The organism is Streptomyces altiplanensis (assembly GCF_053591575.1).
The window spans coordinates 162,657-179,187 of the sequence record NZ_JBSFUB010000002.1 but is presented as its reverse complement, the minus strand read 5'-3'; the positions used below and the strand labels follow the sequence as shown (position 1 = coordinate 179,187).

The 16,531-nt window shown below is 67.0% G+C and carries 12 protein-coding genes; 6 read left to right on the top strand and 6 right to left on the bottom strand.

Annotated features, from left to right (window positions below; genetic code table 11):
* Window positions 1-3: 3 nt before the first annotated feature.
* On the bottom strand, window positions 4-4,725 hold the full coding sequence (locus tag ACWD0Y_RS01690) for a DEAD/DEAH box helicase (protein WP_450258474.1): 4,722 nt from the start codon (window positions 4,723-4,725) through the stop codon (window positions 4-6).
* A gap of 163 nt (window positions 4,726-4,888) precedes the next feature.
* Window positions 4,889-5,215 carry a hypothetical protein gene (locus ACWD0Y_RS01685; protein ID WP_450258473.1) on the bottom strand — a complete coding sequence of 109 codons (327 nt, stop codon included), beginning with the start codon at window positions 5,213-5,215 and terminating at the stop codon, window positions 4,889-4,891.
* Between the two features lie 647 nt (window positions 5,216-5,862).
* Between ACWD0Y_RS01685 and ACWD0Y_RS01680 the strand changes: the two genes are divergently transcribed.
* Genes ACWD0Y_RS01680 through ACWD0Y_RS01670 form a run of 3 tightly spaced genes read left to right on the top strand, consistent with a single transcriptional unit; the run spans window position 5,863 to window position 9,829 of the window.
* Window positions 5,863-7,974, top strand: coding sequence for a helix-turn-helix domain-containing protein (locus ACWD0Y_RS01680; RefSeq protein WP_450258493.1), 2,112 nt, complete (start codon window positions 5,863-5,865; stop codon window positions 7,972-7,974).
* A gap of 44 nt (window positions 7,975-8,018) precedes the next feature.
* Window positions 8,019-8,948 carry a hypothetical protein gene (locus tag ACWD0Y_RS01675; protein WP_450258472.1) on the top strand — a complete coding sequence of 310 codons (930 nt, stop codon included), beginning with the start codon at window positions 8,019-8,021 and terminating at the stop codon, window positions 8,946-8,948.
* On the top strand, window positions 8,945-9,829 hold the full coding sequence (locus ACWD0Y_RS01670; RefSeq protein ID WP_450258471.1) for a DUF6339 family protein: 885 nt from the start codon (window positions 8,945-8,947) through the stop codon (window positions 9,827-9,829). Before ACWD0Y_RS01675 ends, ACWD0Y_RS01670 begins: the two co-directional genes overlap by 4 nt.
* Here ACWD0Y_RS01670 and ACWD0Y_RS01665 read toward each other — a convergent pair.
* From ACWD0Y_RS01665 to ACWD0Y_RS01650, 4 genes are all read right to left on the bottom strand, one after another.
* Complete coding sequence (locus ACWD0Y_RS01665; protein ID WP_450258470.1) at window positions 9,813-11,009, bottom strand: DNA cytosine methyltransferase; 1,197 nt, start codon at window positions 11,007-11,009, stop codon at window positions 9,813-9,815. The two genes, ACWD0Y_RS01670 and ACWD0Y_RS01665, sit on opposite strands and share 17 nt — an antisense overlap.
* Before the next feature lie 123 nt (window positions 11,010-11,132).
* Window positions 11,133-12,104 carry a DNA cytosine methyltransferase gene (locus ACWD0Y_RS01660; RefSeq protein ID WP_450258492.1) on the bottom strand — a complete coding sequence of 324 codons (972 nt, stop codon included), beginning with the start codon at window positions 12,102-12,104 and terminating at the stop codon, window positions 11,133-11,135.
* Between the two features lie 99 nt (window positions 12,105-12,203).
* Window positions 12,204-12,596: a very short patch repair endonuclease gene (locus tag ACWD0Y_RS01655; RefSeq protein ID WP_450258491.1), complete on the bottom strand. Its 393-nt coding sequence runs from the start codon at window positions 12,594-12,596 to the stop codon at window positions 12,204-12,206.
* Between the two features lie 222 nt (window positions 12,597-12,818).
* On the bottom strand, window positions 12,819-13,835 hold the full coding sequence (locus ACWD0Y_RS01650; RefSeq protein ID WP_450258469.1) for a tetratricopeptide repeat protein: 1,017 nt from the start codon (window positions 13,833-13,835) through the stop codon (window positions 12,819-12,821).
* 287 nt (window positions 13,836-14,122) lie between these two features.
* Between ACWD0Y_RS01650 and ACWD0Y_RS01645 the strand changes: the two genes are divergently transcribed.
* The 3 genes from ACWD0Y_RS01645 to ACWD0Y_RS01635 all read left to right on the top strand — a co-directional run bounded on the left by ACWD0Y_RS01645 (window position 14,123) and on the right by ACWD0Y_RS01635 (window position 16,315).
* Complete coding sequence (locus ACWD0Y_RS01645) at window positions 14,123-14,437, top strand: DUF6412 domain-containing protein (RefSeq protein ID WP_450258468.1); 315 nt, start codon at window positions 14,123-14,125, stop codon at window positions 14,435-14,437.
* Between the two features lie 113 nt (window positions 14,438-14,550).
* Window positions 14,551-15,333 carry a YidC/Oxa1 family membrane protein insertase gene (locus ACWD0Y_RS01640; protein WP_450258467.1) on the top strand — a complete coding sequence of 261 codons (783 nt, stop codon included), beginning with the start codon at window positions 14,551-14,553 and terminating at the stop codon, window positions 15,331-15,333.
* 121 nt (window positions 15,334-15,454) lie between these two features.
* Window positions 15,455-16,315 carry a fumarylacetoacetate hydrolase family protein gene (locus ACWD0Y_RS01635; protein ID WP_450258466.1) on the top strand — a complete coding sequence of 287 codons (861 nt, stop codon included), beginning with the start codon at window positions 15,455-15,457 and terminating at the stop codon, window positions 16,313-16,315.
* Window positions 16,316-16,531 lie beyond the last annotated feature (216 nt).

Genomic DNA, 16,531 nt, shown 5'->3' with positions numbered 1-16,531 from the left:
TGGTCACTTGGCACCCCACAGGTGTTCGAACTGGGTGAAGGCCAAAGCCTTTCCGTAGTTGGTGATGTTGTCCCGGACGTTGAGGATCAGGCAGCTGTCCTTGCCACCGTTGCGCGGACCGCGCAGGCCACGGCCGATCATCTGCTGGTAGATGTTGGGGCTGTAGGTGGGCCGAGCCACCACGACGGCCCGAGTGGCCGGCGCGTCGAATCCTTGAGTGAGGACGCCGTAGTTCGTGAGCACCCGGGTCTGTCCTCGGCGGAAGGAGTCGATACGGCGCCGACGTTCGCTGGTGGACGTCGCCGAATCGACGGCAGCGGCCGTAATGCCACGGTCGTTGAGCTTCGCGGACAGGAACTTCGCATGGCTGACCGAGGTGGCGAAAACCAGCACAGGCCAGTCCGTGGGCATGTCGGTGATCTCGTCGATGATGCGACGATTGCGGTCGTGATCGTCCGCCAGGCGTTGCTCGGCGGCTTTCGACAGAACGCTGAGCTGATCGGCGCGCTGCTTCTCGTCGCTGGTCAGCTCGATGGTGCCACCGGTCAGCTCTTTGTGTGTGACATGTGCCAGCATCCCCAGGTCCTGCAACTCGGCGTAGGCGTCCCCCGAGGCGAAGATGCCTTCGTCGAGGCGTCGACCGCCGAAGCGCTGGACCAGCCGGTGGGTCTCCTCGGCGTTGGTGTTTCGAAATGGTGTGGCCGTCAGCCCGAGCAGATGTCGGTCGGTGCGTGAATGTGTGAGCCCGAGTTCGCTGAGGATCTCCGTGTACTGCGGAGCGATGGCCATGTGCGCTTCATCCACGATGACGAGAGCGGCGGAGCGGAGCCATGCGTAGGCGTCGGTCCCCAGGCAGATCCGCAACTTGGCATCCGTGGCGACGACCAGGTGCGGTCGGTCGCTCACCGGCCCCGCCTCGTTCGTGGACCAGAGACGGCTGATGGCGAGAGGGCTCTCGGCTCCCACCTTCGCCCACACGAACTTCCAGCTCTGGACCGCCTGCTCGCAGAGCTCCTCGGACTGTGCGATCCACAGGATCGGCCCGTTGAGTTTTCCGTTCTGCTTGACCCATCGAATGACCGCTTCGGCTGCCACTCGTGTCTTGCCCGCGCCTGTGGGCAGGGAGAGCATTCCGCGCTGGGGAGCGAGTCGGTCCAGCATCGCGAAGACGTTCGTCGCCAGACGTTCCTGGTAGTCGTGAAGACGGGGGAACTCGGACGGCCCGTCCACGTCGATACGCGGCTCCAGCGACGGGGCGCGGACACCCGCGAAGGAATCGGGGAACCCCAGGTCGGCCACGAACCTGACCGCGGGAGTCGCCCCGGTGAACGACGACGGCGCGTGACTGGGATATGCGGCGGTCAGATCCCGCACGTGAACCTGCAGAACTCCGTCGCCGTGAGCGTTGAACGCCATCTGCGCGATGCGCTGAGCCGACGGCTCCGTACCCCCGAGATCCGCCCGTTCACTCTCCAGCAAGCCGTCCGGGAGTCCGCCACGCAGAGCATCGGCTCCTATCAGACGTTCCAGCTTTTCCACGACGGTCCGCGACTCGCGGACCTGTCGGAGAGCCTCTTGCAGCCGTTGGTCCTGTTCCTGACGACGGTGCGCGTCCAGTACCGCACGGCAGCCCGGTTCGCCCAGGCCCCAACGGAGTTCCTTGTCCGCTGCCATCAGGGCGTCCAGCGGCGTCTTCGGCTCCAGGACGAGCACCGTTGTGCCCTGCAGAGCACTGGCCAGCGGGGTCACCCTGGTCCCGTTCGGAGTACGCAGGACCTCTTCCAGCTCCGAACAGGGCAGCAGGCTGTAGTTGTTGATCACGTTGCCGAGCCGCTGGCGCAAGGTGGGGAATTCGTCCCGGAGGGGTGTCGGTTCGCCGGGGGCGACGTGCCGCGTCTCCTTGCTGATCACATCGGCGTAGCGCAACATGCCCCACGTCTTGACCATCAGTTCCGCGTCTTCCGGGCTGCCGGCCAGGAGGGCGGGCAATTGCTCGGCGCGAAGCGCCTGATATTCCTCGGAGGAGGCAGCGACCGCGATCTCGCCGTCCTCCCGCGTGTCCCAGGCGGCCCCGACACGGCATCGGGTCAGAGAGTCCTCGGGGAAGGGCACTTCCAGACGGGTCAACATCACGTAGGTCCGGCCGACGAAAGTGTCGTCCTCGCTCTCCAGGAGCTGGGCCAGGAGCCGGTCCCACTGGCGCTCGGGTACCTCGTCCACCGTGACGGGCAGGTGGAGTTTGCGGGCTTTCTCCGGACTGATGTCCGCCACCGGGAGGACGTCGCTGTATCCGCGGAGCTGTGGGCCCACCGCCTCTCCGAGTCGTACGACGCCCTTGGCGGTGAAGACCCGCCCGTGACGGTGCAGCATCCAGCGAATCGGCGACGCCACTGCGGCACGCGTGGCCGCCTGGGCGCCGAACTGGCGGGTCCAGGTATCGATCACACTGTCGTCGGACAGTGCCTTGACGAATGCGGCCTTCCCTTCGTCCGTGAGCTTGGGGAGGAGGTGAAGAGGACCGCCGACCGCCGCCCCGTCGATTTTGAGGCGATGCTGCTGAGGCCTGGTTGCATTGCTCGGCAGGGACTTGCAGTACCCCTCGTAGACCGCGGTCCGGTACTCGTCGAACCAGGGCTCGTTGTCCGGACGATGGCCACCGCTGGGCCGATCGCGCAACCCGAACTCCCGGAACACCACGGTGTCGTCGGAGTGGAACTTCATGTCCACGGCGATGCTCGGGTCCCGCGAACCGTCGCCGGGTACCACCGGGCCCGGGAGCATGCAGTCCTTCATCCGGTGAAAGCGGCCGTCCACGGTGCGAACGAACAGTGTCTCCATGGGCGCCCCGACACGAGAGCGAACCTCGGTCGTGACATGGCTGCCACCGGCACTGTGGAAGAGTTCCCAGAAACGGGTCCAGTCCTGCGGGGAATAGTTGTCGAACCCCTGGTCGAGAACCCCGACGAAGCGGCCGCGGGCATCAGCAACCCGGATCCCGAGCTCACTCAGCGAGCTCGCCAGAGACATGTCGTCGGAGAGCTTTGTGTCGACGTACACCAAGTCGTCCTTGAGGCCGTCCTGCACCGCGCGGCGGAAAACCTTGCCGGCGACGGGGGCGACCATTCCGTGTGACTCGGTGAGGACGATCCTCGCCGTGCGGGCCTCGGCCGCGAAGGGGGAAACCGTCTTGATCATCTCCGCCAGGATGCGGATCGCCACGGCCGAACCGTCCGCACTGCCGTCGGAGACCAGTGCCTCCAGCCACTCACGGACCGACGTGCGCTCCCGCTTGGCTGCCTTGAGGATGTGTTCCACCTTGCCGGAACGGATCTCCGCCGCCTCGACCGAAGGATGGACCCAATCGGAGGGGCGGCCCGGGTACGCGTTCCACATCCGGAGCCACTCGACCTTGATCTTCCCCTGCTTGCCCTTGTCCGGGTGCAGCTTGAGCTCATGAGGAACCCTGAGCGTGCCGTCCTGATCGGGGAGGGAGGGACGCTGGGCAGCCATCTGCCAGATCTGCTCGGTCAGATACTGGTCCGCCCAGTTCAGGGTTTCCGACTCCCGAGGACGACCGGGCAGAAGGGGGAGGTAGGCGCCCGGGTCCTGTGCCGGGGCGAGGTGCGGCAGGGAGTCCACGACGAGCCGGGCCGCGACCTGAATGATCTCCTGGTTGAACGGGCTGGCGTCGAGGAGGTTCTGACGGTCCTCATTGGTCTTCCACGCGCCGTTGAGCGCACCGCTCAACGTCATGGGGTACTTGGTCGGGAAGAACGACCAGAACTCTCCCCGCCCACGCTGCGCGTTGAGCACCTCGTCGCCCTTGTATGTCGGCACGGCCCAGGCGATGTCGATCGTCCCGCGGTCGTGCATCTCGCCGGCACTGGCTCGTGCGAGTTCGGTCGGGCGGTGGGGCTTGGTGAAAACGGTCCATTCGCTCCGCGTGGGGCGCTGTCCGGTCCGCTCCTCGTGGATGGTGTGACTGAAGCCTTCGTGCTCAACTGTGATCTCACGACGCACCGGCGGCATCGGACGGCGATCTTCCAGGACCACTGTGCCCACGTGGTGGGAGAAGAGCTGGAAGCGTGCGGGGAACTCTCGCCGTTCGCTGTCCTTCTCCTGGTGCATGTCCCGGGCCAGCCGCTCCGCGGCACCGTCGACCAGCGGGAGTCGTACCACGGTTGTGGCCCAGCCGAGGAGATCGTCGAGCACAGGGTCGGCCGCTCTCTCCCCGGCGGCGTCGAGGGGGCGGGCCATGCGCAGTACGGGTGTCTCGTGATCACCGTCAGGAGCAGCTCCGGTGACTCTGCTGATTTCCGAATGCGCCCATTCCCGGTCGAAGCCAAAACTTCCTGACCTGCTGAAGAACTGGGGGGTGTCAGTAACAGCAAGAACGGATTTCACGCCCACGCCGAATCGCCCGATCTGGCCGCCTCTCTTCTTTGAGACGCTCATCCGGAGAATGGTCTCCGCGCCTTCGGGGGTGACCTCTGTTCCCTCGTTCGCGCAATAGAGATGTGAATTCGTCAGAACAACGTGAACTTTCCCGCCGGGCTTATTTGCGATCTCGTCGGCGGCGTTCTGAACCAACTCGAAAAGTTGTCGGTCTCCATAGCCGCCCTGAGTGATCCGGCGCTCGCCGTTCGCGTGTTCCTGGACGAGTCCAGGATCCACGCGGTAGGTCTCCAGAACACGTGTCGACTGCTCGATGATCTTCTTGATCACGAGGGAAGTGTTTGCGGCGTCCGCCGGACCGGGGTAGCTCACGAATTTTCCATTTCTATGGCTTCTGACGAGACGCTGGAGAAAGCCGAAGTGCCGGCCACGGCCTCGGGCGTGGCCGGCAACTCACGTAAACGATAGCCGGGAAGTCTGACAGTATGTCGGGTTACGACCGCTCGACCACGATGCGCACCGTGATGACCACGGTGACGCGGGGACGGCGGCGGCGGTTCCGCGGATGCCCGGGAGGGGCTACCGGCGTGGGGCGGTTGCGCCGACCACGGCTCCGCGCCGCCCGAATGCCCTTACGTGCAGCCCGGGTGGCCGCAAGGGAACGAAGGTCGGCCGCCGCGATGAGCTGGCGATAGCGTCTGACGGTCTCGAACGTGGTACCGCTCTGTTCGAGAAATTCGAACTCCAGGTCCGGGTCCTCGCAGGATTCGTACTGGGCGACGAATCGGCGCATCTTCTCCAGCTCGGAATCATCAGCCACGACTGGCCCTACTTTCTGTCGAAATAATGCGCTCGGATAAATGCATGGCGCTCTGTTCCTGGAAGTGCACACACCCGTATTGGGGCATGTTCATCGAGTGACAGGTGGGGCTGTCGCGAATTTCGACCGTAGGGGAAATGGCGTCGTGTCGCAAGAGGTGGCAGCGAAGCGATTTTTTTCCGGCCGCAGGTGTCTGCGTATTGCGGAATTCCGGTCAGGGAAGTGTTGGGCCAGCCCAGGGGTGAGAGGGTATGCCACGTAACCCCACGCGGCGGGTGTGACCCAAAGCGCTGGGTAGAACTGACACAACGTTAGGCATGTGAGCGGCTGTTTCGCAAGCGCCTCTCGGTGCGTGAGGAAGGAATCGGGTAAAAAAGGGACCAGGTGAATCGCCTGTGGCGTTCAGCATTGAAGTGGAATTCGATCATCCGGTTGTTCGGTCGGGCGGGGTGGCGTCGGCGAATGAGGCTCGGGACGTATCAAATGTGGACATGGGTCCCTTATTCGGGCAATTGGATTGGCGAGAATATGGTTCGGTGATGCGGGGTGGGGTGTCAACTGCTGGTTTACAAAGATTCTCGTGTCAAATCCCCTGATAGGGTTGTCTCGACTTGTTGTTGCCGGTACCGGCTGAGGAGTGGTCACGGGTGGACGGTGGAGAAGACTTCGGGCCTTGGCTCGCCCGCCAGTTGAGGCGGCTGGGCATCAGTCAGGCCGAGCTTGCCGAGAGGGTCGGGCTGACGCGGGCTGCTGTCTCGGCATGGATCACGGGCCGAGCCGTCCCTCGCGAGGAGACGATGCGCGCCATCGCGGCTGCCATCGGGACCGACCCCGGGACGATCCACACTCGTACGACGGACGCCGTTTCCACCCGGCCGATTTCCTGGTACCACCGTCCCGCGTACGCCGACGGTGGACGGGACTTCGGAAATGCTGCCGCATTTGCCTTCGAGGCCGATGTGGAGGTCTTGGCGCGCGAAGCCACTCAGAACAGCCTGGACGAGCGGCTCGATCGAACGAAGCCCGTCCGAGTCCGGTACACCTTGCACGAGTTGACCGGTGAGGCCCTGGCGAGCTTCCGTGAAGCGATTGGCTGGGACGACCTCTATCCCCACTACGAAACTGCCGCCGCTCAGGAACAGAAGGTCGGAAGGGTCATTGCCGAGGGTCTGAAGGAGATGAATGAGCACGACCGGCTCATTCTCCTGAAGGTCGACGACTACAACGCCTCGGGGCTCACCGGAGACGACTACGAGGACGGTCGGTTCGCCGCGGTCGTCCGACGCCAGCTCGACAGCCGGAAGTCCGACGACAGCGCGGGTGGTTCGTACGGGCTGGGCAAGGCCACCTTGTGGGCTACCAGCCGGCTCGGAATGGTGCTGATCAATTCGACTCTGTCCGTGCCGCACGAAGGGCGCACCGAGCGGCGACTCATCGGCCGGCTGGATCTCCCCTGGCGAGTGGTCGACGGGGTGGCATGTGCGGGTCCTGCATGGCTCGGGGAACCTGATACGGCACCCGGCAGCGAGGACGTGGCCCGCTCCTGGTGGGCGGACGAGGAAACGGTCGCACGGCTGCACCTCACACGGGAGAGCTCCGAGCCCGGCACCTCGTTCTTGATTGTCGGCGCCCACGACGTCGCGAGCATGTTCAACGACGCGGCCGGTGAGGACGACGGAGCGGACGAGCAAACTGTGCAGTCGATGCACGAGAAGTTGGTGACGGCGCTCGGCAACAACTTCTGGGCCGCGATGACCTCCGGTAACGAGGTGGCTCCGCTGCTGGAGGCATCGGTTCGGACCCTTCGCAACGGCCAGGTGGTGGTCAAGGAACAGCGCGTGGACCCGCAGCTCGCGCAGCCGTCGCGGACGAGGGCGCTCAAGGCGTACTTCGACGGCACCACGGTCGAGCGCCTCACCGATGCCGGACAGGTCGCCATGACCCGCGTGCCCCTGAAGGTGCCGGAGCCGGGTGGCAAAAGGGGAACGGTCGAGCACCGGGCCGTCCTGCTGGTCACAGCGGCCGAGGACGGCGACGGCAAGCCCAATCAGCTGGTGAGCATGCGCGGCAGCCGTATGACAGTGAAGTCGGCCAGGGTGCCCGACCTCTCTCTCGGTACGAGCCCCTTCCAGGCGGTGCTTCTGGCCGGCCATGCGGCGGGAGCGGCCGCGGACAACGCCGACCGGGCCGAAGCCTTCCTGCGAGCGTCCGAGCCTCCCGAGCACAACAAATGGGGACAGACCGAGGAGCTGTGGGCCAGTTACTCGCCCACGGCGTACCGGCGTATCTCCGCCTTCACGAAGGTGGCCAACGCGGCCGTACGGGAACTCGTGGGGCGTCGCAAGGACCAGAACCAGGACGGCCCCAAGGCGCTTCGAGACCTGTTGCGACTCGACGGCGGCCCCGCCGGAGGCGCCAGGACCAACAGCTTCCCGACCATCCGGGACCTCGACGCCGAAGTCGATTCGTTCGGGGCCTGGCAGGTCAAGGCCGAGGTCAAGTTGCCCGCGCGGCAGGACCCCTGGGTGATGAGTCCGGTCGCCAGGTTCGATGTCCGCTCCGGCGGCAGGCCTTCCGTCGGATGGTCGGAGATCGTCGCGCTGGAGAACTGTCAAGTCGTGGACGGCACGCTGCACTTCAAGGCGGGCGCGCGGACGGCAACGTTCGCCGGGACGACGGATGTGTCCACCCACCCGGTCCGCGCCGATCTGGCCGGTCTGATCGTTGAACTGCAGAAGGCAAGGGGCGCTGCCGAATGAGGGTCTTTCCGTACAGGACGCTGGCGGGCGAGGTCACGTTTCGCGTGACCGCGGTGAGGCAGGACCGGACGGATCTGGAGACCTCGGTCTTCTCGAATCAGGAGCGTGTGGTCGCTCTCCACCAGGTCGAGCGGGACGACTGGGAGACTTCCCGGCTGAGCATCACAGCCACGTTGCCCGCGAAAGAGCTGTCCGCCGGGCCTTGGAGCGACGTGGCAGTCATCGCCGTACTGACAGAGAAGGCCACCAACTCCCGTACGACCACCCTCCTCGAACAGGAGTCGAGCGGAAGCCCGACATGGGCCGGACAGCTCCGGTTCTGGAAGTCCGCATACCGCAGTCAGGCAGAACTCTCGGTCATGGTTGTCGCGACCGTCGAGGGGGTGCGGGGGCGCGTCGTCGGGCGGTCCGAGGACAATTGGCTGGTGGACCTCACGGCCCGAACCCCGGTCCGGCGACATGAACTTCAGGTCGACCAGGTCGACTTCCGTGACGGACCGCACGAGTGGCTGCGGCCGTTCAAGGATTCTCCGTGGCTGATCGAGACGTCGGGGGACATGCCCACCGTCCACCTGAACACGGGTTTCGAGGGCATTGCGGAACTCCTCAACTCCAATGGGAGTCCGATGGAGAAGGCCGTCCGGGACATGCTCGCGGCGCAGATCGCGACCGACGTCTGGACTGCGGTGTTCCACTCGGCCGTCAGCGACCTTGAAGTGGATGCCGAAGGAAACCCTCAATGGCCGGGCGGCTGGCGGGACGCGGTACTGCGGGGGATGCTTTCCGACGTACTGCCCGACCAGTCCGGAGCCGACGCGTTGCGTGAGATTCATGCTCGGCGCAGCGAGTCCTCGGGGTGGAACGAACTGCAGTCGCGCATCAACTACGCCGCCACACGTCGGGCCAAGGTCGCCAGGCACCTCGGCACGGCCGTCAGAGTCCTCGAAACGTCCCAGAAAGGAAGCAAGGCGTGACCGACAAGCCCGACCACATGCCGGACCGCTTGGCGCTGCTCTCCGATGCCAATGCCGCGAAAAACTTGAGCATGGGCGTGCTGGCCGGGAAGGAGAACCCTCCTTGCATCGCGTTGAACAAGAGCACCGAGCTGCTCGACGGCGCGGGCGTCCGGCTGGATGTCGAGCCGCTGAGGGATCTGATCGACGACGTCATGCACCTCTACCGCGACGATGCGCGCACGAAGGCGGATGCCTGGCTGGCTCCGCGCATGCACGCCGCTCTCCGGCTGACCCGCAGAGAAGCGGCCGACGCGAGGCTGTGGAACTTCATCGCCCTGTCCGTCGCTCCGGACTACGTCGTGTGGCGTCACCTGCCGACCAAGGAGAAGGACGGTCTTCCTCCGATGGTCGCCGCCGAGCGCTTCCGCGGTGCTCACTACACGCAGGCGTTCTCACGCCTGTGGTGGGCCGCCGAACTGTTCCGTGACGGGGCCGACTACCGTCCGGTGCAGGTGGCGTGCGGGAATCAGGATGTCCTCAATACAGTCCTGAGACTCGACATCATCGACCACCGACCCACGGCCCAGGCGCTGATACGGCTCGTGGAGAAGGGCACGGCGAGCAAGGGCCGCGAGGTGAACGCCCTGGCCGCCGTCGCCAACACCGCCGCGAGCACGCTGATGTACGACGTGTTCGCGGCGGACGACGAGTGGGACGGCAGCCTCCTCGAGGATTGGATCCACGAGGCCGATTCGGCTCCGCCGGTGTCCCGCAAGTTCCTTCCGGACGGTCCCGCTGACGGCCCGGTGCCGGAAAAGGCAGTGGACACCCTCGTCCGCTACTTCGAGGAACTGTTCGTGGACGCCAAGGTTCGAGGGAAAGTCACCGACGAGAGTTGACCAGCTCCGGCTGCGCTCGGGCAGGTGCCGGTACCTCTAGTTCCACCCGAGTGGGGGCCGGTACATGGCCTGGGCGACCTTCGTGCCTGGGCCGCTTACCGGGAATCACGGAGGCTTCCAAAGCGGCGATGGCGCTGTTGAGTCTCTCCTCGCCGAGGTCGAGGGCTGCGGCGAGGACGTGGACGGCGAGGCGTGGCGGGATGGCGTTGCCGATCTGCTGCGCGATCCCGCGACCGGACCACTTGTGGTCGGCCGGGAAGGTCTGCAGCTGTCCTGCCTCGGCGTCGGTGAATCGGGATTCCGTGCCGTCGGCAGCTACGACCCGGTTGCGGGAGATCTTCCCGGTGACAGTGGCGGACGGTTCGTCGGAGGTACGTCGTCCGCGGGCCTTGGGGTCGCCGCCCGTGCCGTAGTTGGAGATCACTTCGAACGGCTGTGGCCACTTGAGCACGTCGTTCATTGTCACCCAGGGCTGCAACCCCCCGCCCGCTTTCGGGCGTGCCACGCCTTTTCTGTACGGGTGGTGCGTCGGCGTGGGCAGGCTCGCCCGAACCTTGTTGGCCCGGTCCTTGCCTTCATAGCGAGCGATGAGAATGGCGCGACGACGAGTCTGCGGCACCCCGTATTCCTCCGTGCGCAGTATGTCGTGGACGACCGAGTAATGCTCATCCCTGAGAGCTTCGCCCACCACTTCCCACACAGGCAGTACGGCTGGTACCTGCTCCAGCACGATTGCCTCGTAAGGGTGGCCTCTGTCGATCGCGGCGAGTGCCCACCGCAAGGGTTCCAGCACCAAACCTGTTCGCTCGTCGTCCAGGTTCTTGATGTGCTCACTGATGTCCTCACGAGCAGCCATGCGCTTGACAAGGGTGAGGATTTCTTCCAAAGCGCGGCGTCCGGCGCCGGCGCCGGCGACGGTGTACGTCTGGCATGGGGGCCCACCCGCGAGGACATTGGCGGACGGGAAGTCCTCAGGGCCGAAGTCGCGCACATCACCTGGTGTGGTAAGTAGCCCTGCTGCCGTGCGAGTCTTACATGCGTCTGCATCCCATTCAATGCCGGTCACCAGCTCCACCAGGTCCAGCTGTCGCGCGGCGACGTCCAACCCGCCCGGCCCGGCGAAGAGATCAACGATCTTGAACGGTGCGGCAGAGGACTCGTGCGAGGCGGGGGCGGTCATGGGATTGAAGTGTAGCCGGCGGATGTAGGCACAACAGCCACAGGAGGCGAGAGGGCCGCCCTTACGGCAAAGGCCCTGGTGGAAGCTGTGTGGGTCCTCGACGGGCGAGAACCCACACAGGTCTCAGGCGTCCAGGGCAGCGGCGATGGCTCGCCCGAGGGCCTCACCGACCGGAGGCGGGGATGCATGGCCGATCTGTCGGTATCGCTTTGTCTTCCCGCCCGCGAATGCCCAATCGTCGGGGAAGGACTGCAGGACGGCCGTCTGCGGCACGGTGAGCTTCTTCAGAGGGGACCCGGAGCTGTCCGATTCCTGGATGCCGTTCGGTCCGGGCACCTCGTCACTCAGAGCCCCGCCGTTGATTCCCATACGGGCCCAGGCCCTCTTGGTGCCTGTCAGTCCGAGGTCCGCGCCCCCGCGATTGTCCGAGCCGCCCACAAGGGTCGGCGCGACGTGGTCTGCCTGTGCCGCCCATGCGTCGGCCCCCGTCCAGCCGCGCTGCGACATGGAGGCATGCAGGGCCTCGCCTGCCGTGATGTGTCGGGAAACGGTCGGTGTCGGTTGGTTGAAGGCGTCGAAGAAACGGTCCTTCATGGCGACGAGCACGCCTTGTTTCCGGTCCTGGGGAACGCCGAAATCAGCTGCATTGAGGATGAACCAATGGAATCGATAACCGAGGTGCTCGAGTTCCTTCCGGATGAAGTCTCGTACCCCTGCGAATTCTGGTCCGTCCACGAGCCCGGGAACATTCTCGATGAGCAGGGCTCGTGGACGCACGGCATGGGCCAGGAGAACTGTGGCTTCGAGGAGCCGCAGCTCGAGGCCTGTTTCCAATCTGTTCGCGGTTGCTGAGGACGTCACCCGAGGCAGTCCTGCGGAGAGCAGGTCCACGTCGTAGCTTTCCTGGTGTTCTACCGGATCGAAGTCCAGGAGATCCATCTCGAGGACGTTCCATGTCGGTCTGTTGTGACGCAAGGTCTCGCAGGCGACGGCTTTGTTGTCCAGCAGCAGTACCGGGTCGAACCCGGCGCGCTCCAGGCCCAGTGCCAGACCGCCCGCGCCCGAGCACACGTCGACCGACCTCAATCTCCCCATGGGAGCCCCCTGCCGCATCAAGATCAATAAATGGTGACGACGACGATAGGTGGGCCGGTCACGCATGTCGATGAAGAGTGGAACACCCGGACGATCCTGTTACGTCGTTTCTCTCCCGGGCCGATGCTGAAGAACGGTGTCCATGACATCGGCTGCCACTTCTCGCGTCCCCTCGTGCTCCCAGTAGCGCAGGACCGTCCACCCCCGCTCTTCGAGGTGTTTCGTCGTTTCCCGGTCTCGGGCCATGTTCTTGTCGAGTTTGGTCCGCCACCATTCGGCGTTGGACTTCGGCTGCGTCGCGTGCTGCGGGCAGCCGTGCCAGAAGCAGCCGTCCAGGAAGACCGCGATCTTGGCCGGCCCGAAGGCGATGTCGATCGTTCGGCGGGGCATCCCGGGGACGGGGACGTTCACGCGGTAGCGCAGGCCGGCGGCGTGGAGGAGTTTGCGTACGGCGATCTCGGCGGCTGTGTCGCGGGAGCCCTGGCGGCTCATGCGGGCCGAAACGGCGGCGGAGGAAGGGATGGGATCGGGCACCCGCGCATTGTGCCGGCGGACCTGTGGCGGGTGGGTTTCCCGGCTCTCGCGACGGGGGCCGCGGCCCCCGTCGCCTTGGTGCGGATGCCTCGTATGCCCAGGAGGCGCAGGCCCCTCGGGCCGTGCAGCGCGGAGCGGGTCGTGATGATGCCGTACGCGAGCCATCGGTAATAGGGAGGATCAGGGGAGGTCGGGGGTGCCGTGGCAGTCGCGGTAGGGGGTGTCCGAGCCGCACCAGCACGGGGCGTTGCGGGCCGGGGGCCAGGAGGTTGCCCGGCCGCGGGCCGCCAGGGTCGTGGCGTACTGGGGGAGGAGGGACGCGTCTTCGGGGGATGCTGACTCCGACGCGGCGAACGCCTCGTAGGAGGGGACCGTTCCGCGCACGATGCCCAGGTTCTGGGTGCCAGTCGAGGACAGGTCGCGCAGGGACGCCTCGACCGCGGACAGGTGGGCGGCGTGGGTGGGGTAGTCCGCCGTCAGGGCCGGGTACGCCGCCAGGAGTTCGCGCAGCTCCTCCTCGGGCCAGTGCAGCATCGCCACCGGGAACGGGCGGGACAGCGCGGTGCGGTACGTGCCCAGCTCGGCACGCAGGCGGGCGATCTCGGCCCGGAGCTCCGCCGGGTTGTCCGAGCCCAGCGACCACAGCCGGTTCGGGTCGTGCAGCTCGTCCAGGGCGATGGGGCCGGCGTTGACGGTGTCCGCCCGCGCGTCCCACTCGTCGTGCGGCAGGCCCAGCATGCGGCGTACGCGGTGGCGGCCGGTGAGGAGCGGCCCGGCCGCGTACGGGATCTCCTCCGACGGGTCGACGAGGAGGGTCACGGCGGCGGTGAAGGCGTCGTGGGAGGCGTGGAGTTCGTCGTGGGATTCGAGGGCCTCCGCGATGATCACCCACGGCGCCGCCTCGCGCGGGGCCGCGGCGCGGATGCCGTCGATGATCGCGCGGGCCTCCGCCTCGTGGCCGTACTCCCACAGGTTGGCCGCCTTGAGGGCCTTCACGAGGGGCGGGTTGTCCGGGTCCTTCGCCAGGAGCTGGTCGTACAGCGTGGCCGCGCGGGCGCGGTCGCCGGAGAGCTCCAGGTGGGCCGCGGCCTGGAGGTACAGCGGTTCCTGGTCCTCGGGATACTGCGTCGCGGTGCGCAGCAGGCGCTCGGCTTCGGCGGTGTGATCGGCGTGATCGGCAGGCGTGTCGGGGCGCATGGTCCATACCGTACTGCTGTGCGGCCGGTCGGCGAGAGAGCTCGGAGGGGTGGAGACCGGAAGCGGTCCGGGGCGGGGCCGCCGGCGCCGTGCCCGGCCCGGAGAGCCGCTCGTACTCACCCGACCGCAACGGTGGACGCGGGGATCGTGGCGCTCGTGGGGAACCTGGTGGCCGCGTTGTGCGTCAGTCAGTACGGGCCGTGTGAGGCGAGGCGCCCGGCAGGGTCCGTTGTCGGTGCCGGGCATTAGCATCGTCGATGAGCCAGTGAAGTGGGAGGAGGGGGAACGTGATCAGTTGTTCGGCGCGGTTGGCGCGCACGGTCGGCCTTGTCCTCTTCCTCCTCATCGAAGTCCTCCTCGTCGAGAACGGCAGCTTCTCCGCCGCCGTCGCGGTCGCCGCCACCGCCGCGGCCGGTTCCGCGCTCATCGCCTGCGCTCTCGTCGCGGCGCGCTCCGTTCCCGCGGTGCCACGCACCCGGGTGCGTACGGCGATACGGGACCGGGAGCAGCGCACCGCGTTCCTGCCCCAGCGTGATCCCGACGCGCGCGGGCGGACCAGGCCCCGGGCGCCGGGTCGTCGTCCTTCGACGACCACCGCGTAGGGACGCGAGCCGCCCCACCTCTCCTCCTGCCTCTCGCCTCGCGTGCTCCGCGTGGGCCGTCGATGCCGATCTGTCTCTCTTCCGGCACGACGAGACCCTTCGGAGGGCTCACCATGTCCGTCTTCATGTCCGCTTTCGCCAGTCTGGTCGCACGCCTCGCGGATCTGCTCGAACCGTTCTTCCACGCCTCCGCCGCAGCCGCCGCGATCATCCTGTTCACCGCCTGCGTACGACTCGCCGTCCACCCCCTGTCACGGGCGGCGGCCCGCGGCCAGAAGGCCCGCACCAGGCTCGCGCCGCAGATCGCCGAGTTGCGCAGGAGGCACGGCAGGAACCCGGAGCGCCTCCAGGAGGCGATCATGGAACTGCACGCCAGGGAGAAGGTCTCGCCGCTGTCGGGCTGCCTGCCCAGCCTCTTCCAGCTGCCGGCGTTCTTCCTGATGTACCACCTCTTCTCGAACCGGAAGATCGCCGGCGAGCCGAACGAACTCCTCGGCCACGCCCTCTTTGCCAGCCCGCTCGGCGACCGCTGGACCGACGCGCTGGCGGACGGCGGGCTCTTCGGGGCGCAGGGGCTGCTGTACGTCGTGCTGTTCGCGGTCGTCGCGGCGGTGGCGACGTTCAATTACCGGAGTACCAAGCGGCAGATGGCGGCCGCACCGGGCATGGGTGTGCCGGGGGCGCAGGACGGGCCGCAGCTGCCGGGCGCCGGGGCGATGAGCGCGATGACCAAGGTGATGCCGCTGATGTCCTTCGCGACGCTCTTCACCGTGGCCGTGGTGCCGCTGGCCGCCGCGCTGTACCTCGTCACCAGCATGACCTGGAGCGCGGTCGAGCGGGCCTGTCTCCACCGGGATGTTCCCGCTGGTGGAGGCGCGGTCGCTACTGCCGCGTAACAGTCCAGTACGTGAACGGGGTCTTGCAGAGCGGACTCCGACCTTGGAGGATCGACCAATCCTCCGATGGCCGCATCCATCGGCCGGGGCCGGGCGCGACACTCGACCAAGGAGACTGACCATGAAGCTGCTGCGTGTGGGAACGCCGGGAGCCGAACGTCCGGCGCTGCTCGACCAGGACGGGACGCTCCGGGATCTGTCGGGTCTCGTCCCGGACATCGACGGTGACCTGCTCGCCGACGAGGCGGCGCTGGGCCGGATCCGCGCGGCCGCGGCCGGCGGTGAACTGCCGGTGGTCGACGGCGCGGCCGGGACGCGGGTCGGCCCGCCGCTCGCCCGTATCGGCAAGATCGTGTGCATCGGGCTGAACTACCACGACCACGCGGCCGAGACGGGCGCGGCGATACCCGCCGAGCCGATCATCTTCTTCAAGGCCCCGGACACGGTCGTCGGCCCCGACGACACCGTTCTCGTACCGCGCGGCAGCACGAAGACCGACTGGGAGGTCGAGCTGGCCGTCGTCATCGGCCGCACCGCCCGCTACCTGGACTCGGCCGAGGCCGGACTCGCGCACGTCGCGGGGTACGCGGTCGCGCACGACGTCTCCGAGCGCGAGTTCCAGATCGAGCGCGGCGGGACCTGGGACAAGGGGAAGAACTGCGAGACGTTCAACCCGCTGGGCCCGTGGCTGGTGACGGCGGACGAGGTGCCGGACCCGCAGGCGCTGGACCTGAAGCTGTGGGTGAACGGCGAGCTGAAGCAGGACGGCACGACGGCCGAGCAGATCTTCCCGGTGGGCGAAGTGGTGCGGTACGTGAGCCAGTTCATGACGCTGTACCCGGGTGACGTGATCAACACGGGTACGCCGGCGGGCGTGGCGATGGGACAGCCCGAGCCGAAGCCGTACCTGCGGTCGGGGGACGTGGTGGAGCTCGAGGTGTCGGGGCTGGGGCGCCAGCGGCAGGAGCTCAAAGAGGCGTAACCGCCTCCCGGCGAAGGGCCCGGCGCAGGGCCCGGCGAAGGGGCGGCGAAGGGCCCGGCGAAGGACTGGCGAGGGGCCGAGGAAGGGCCGTCGAGGCGGTGGCCGCAGCGCGCCGGGGCCGTTGCGCCGCGGGGATGCCGGGGTGCCGGGGTGAGTTCCCGGCGCCCCGGCACCCTGGCACCCCGGGCGCCTTGTGATCGGGAAGCGGGACCGGGA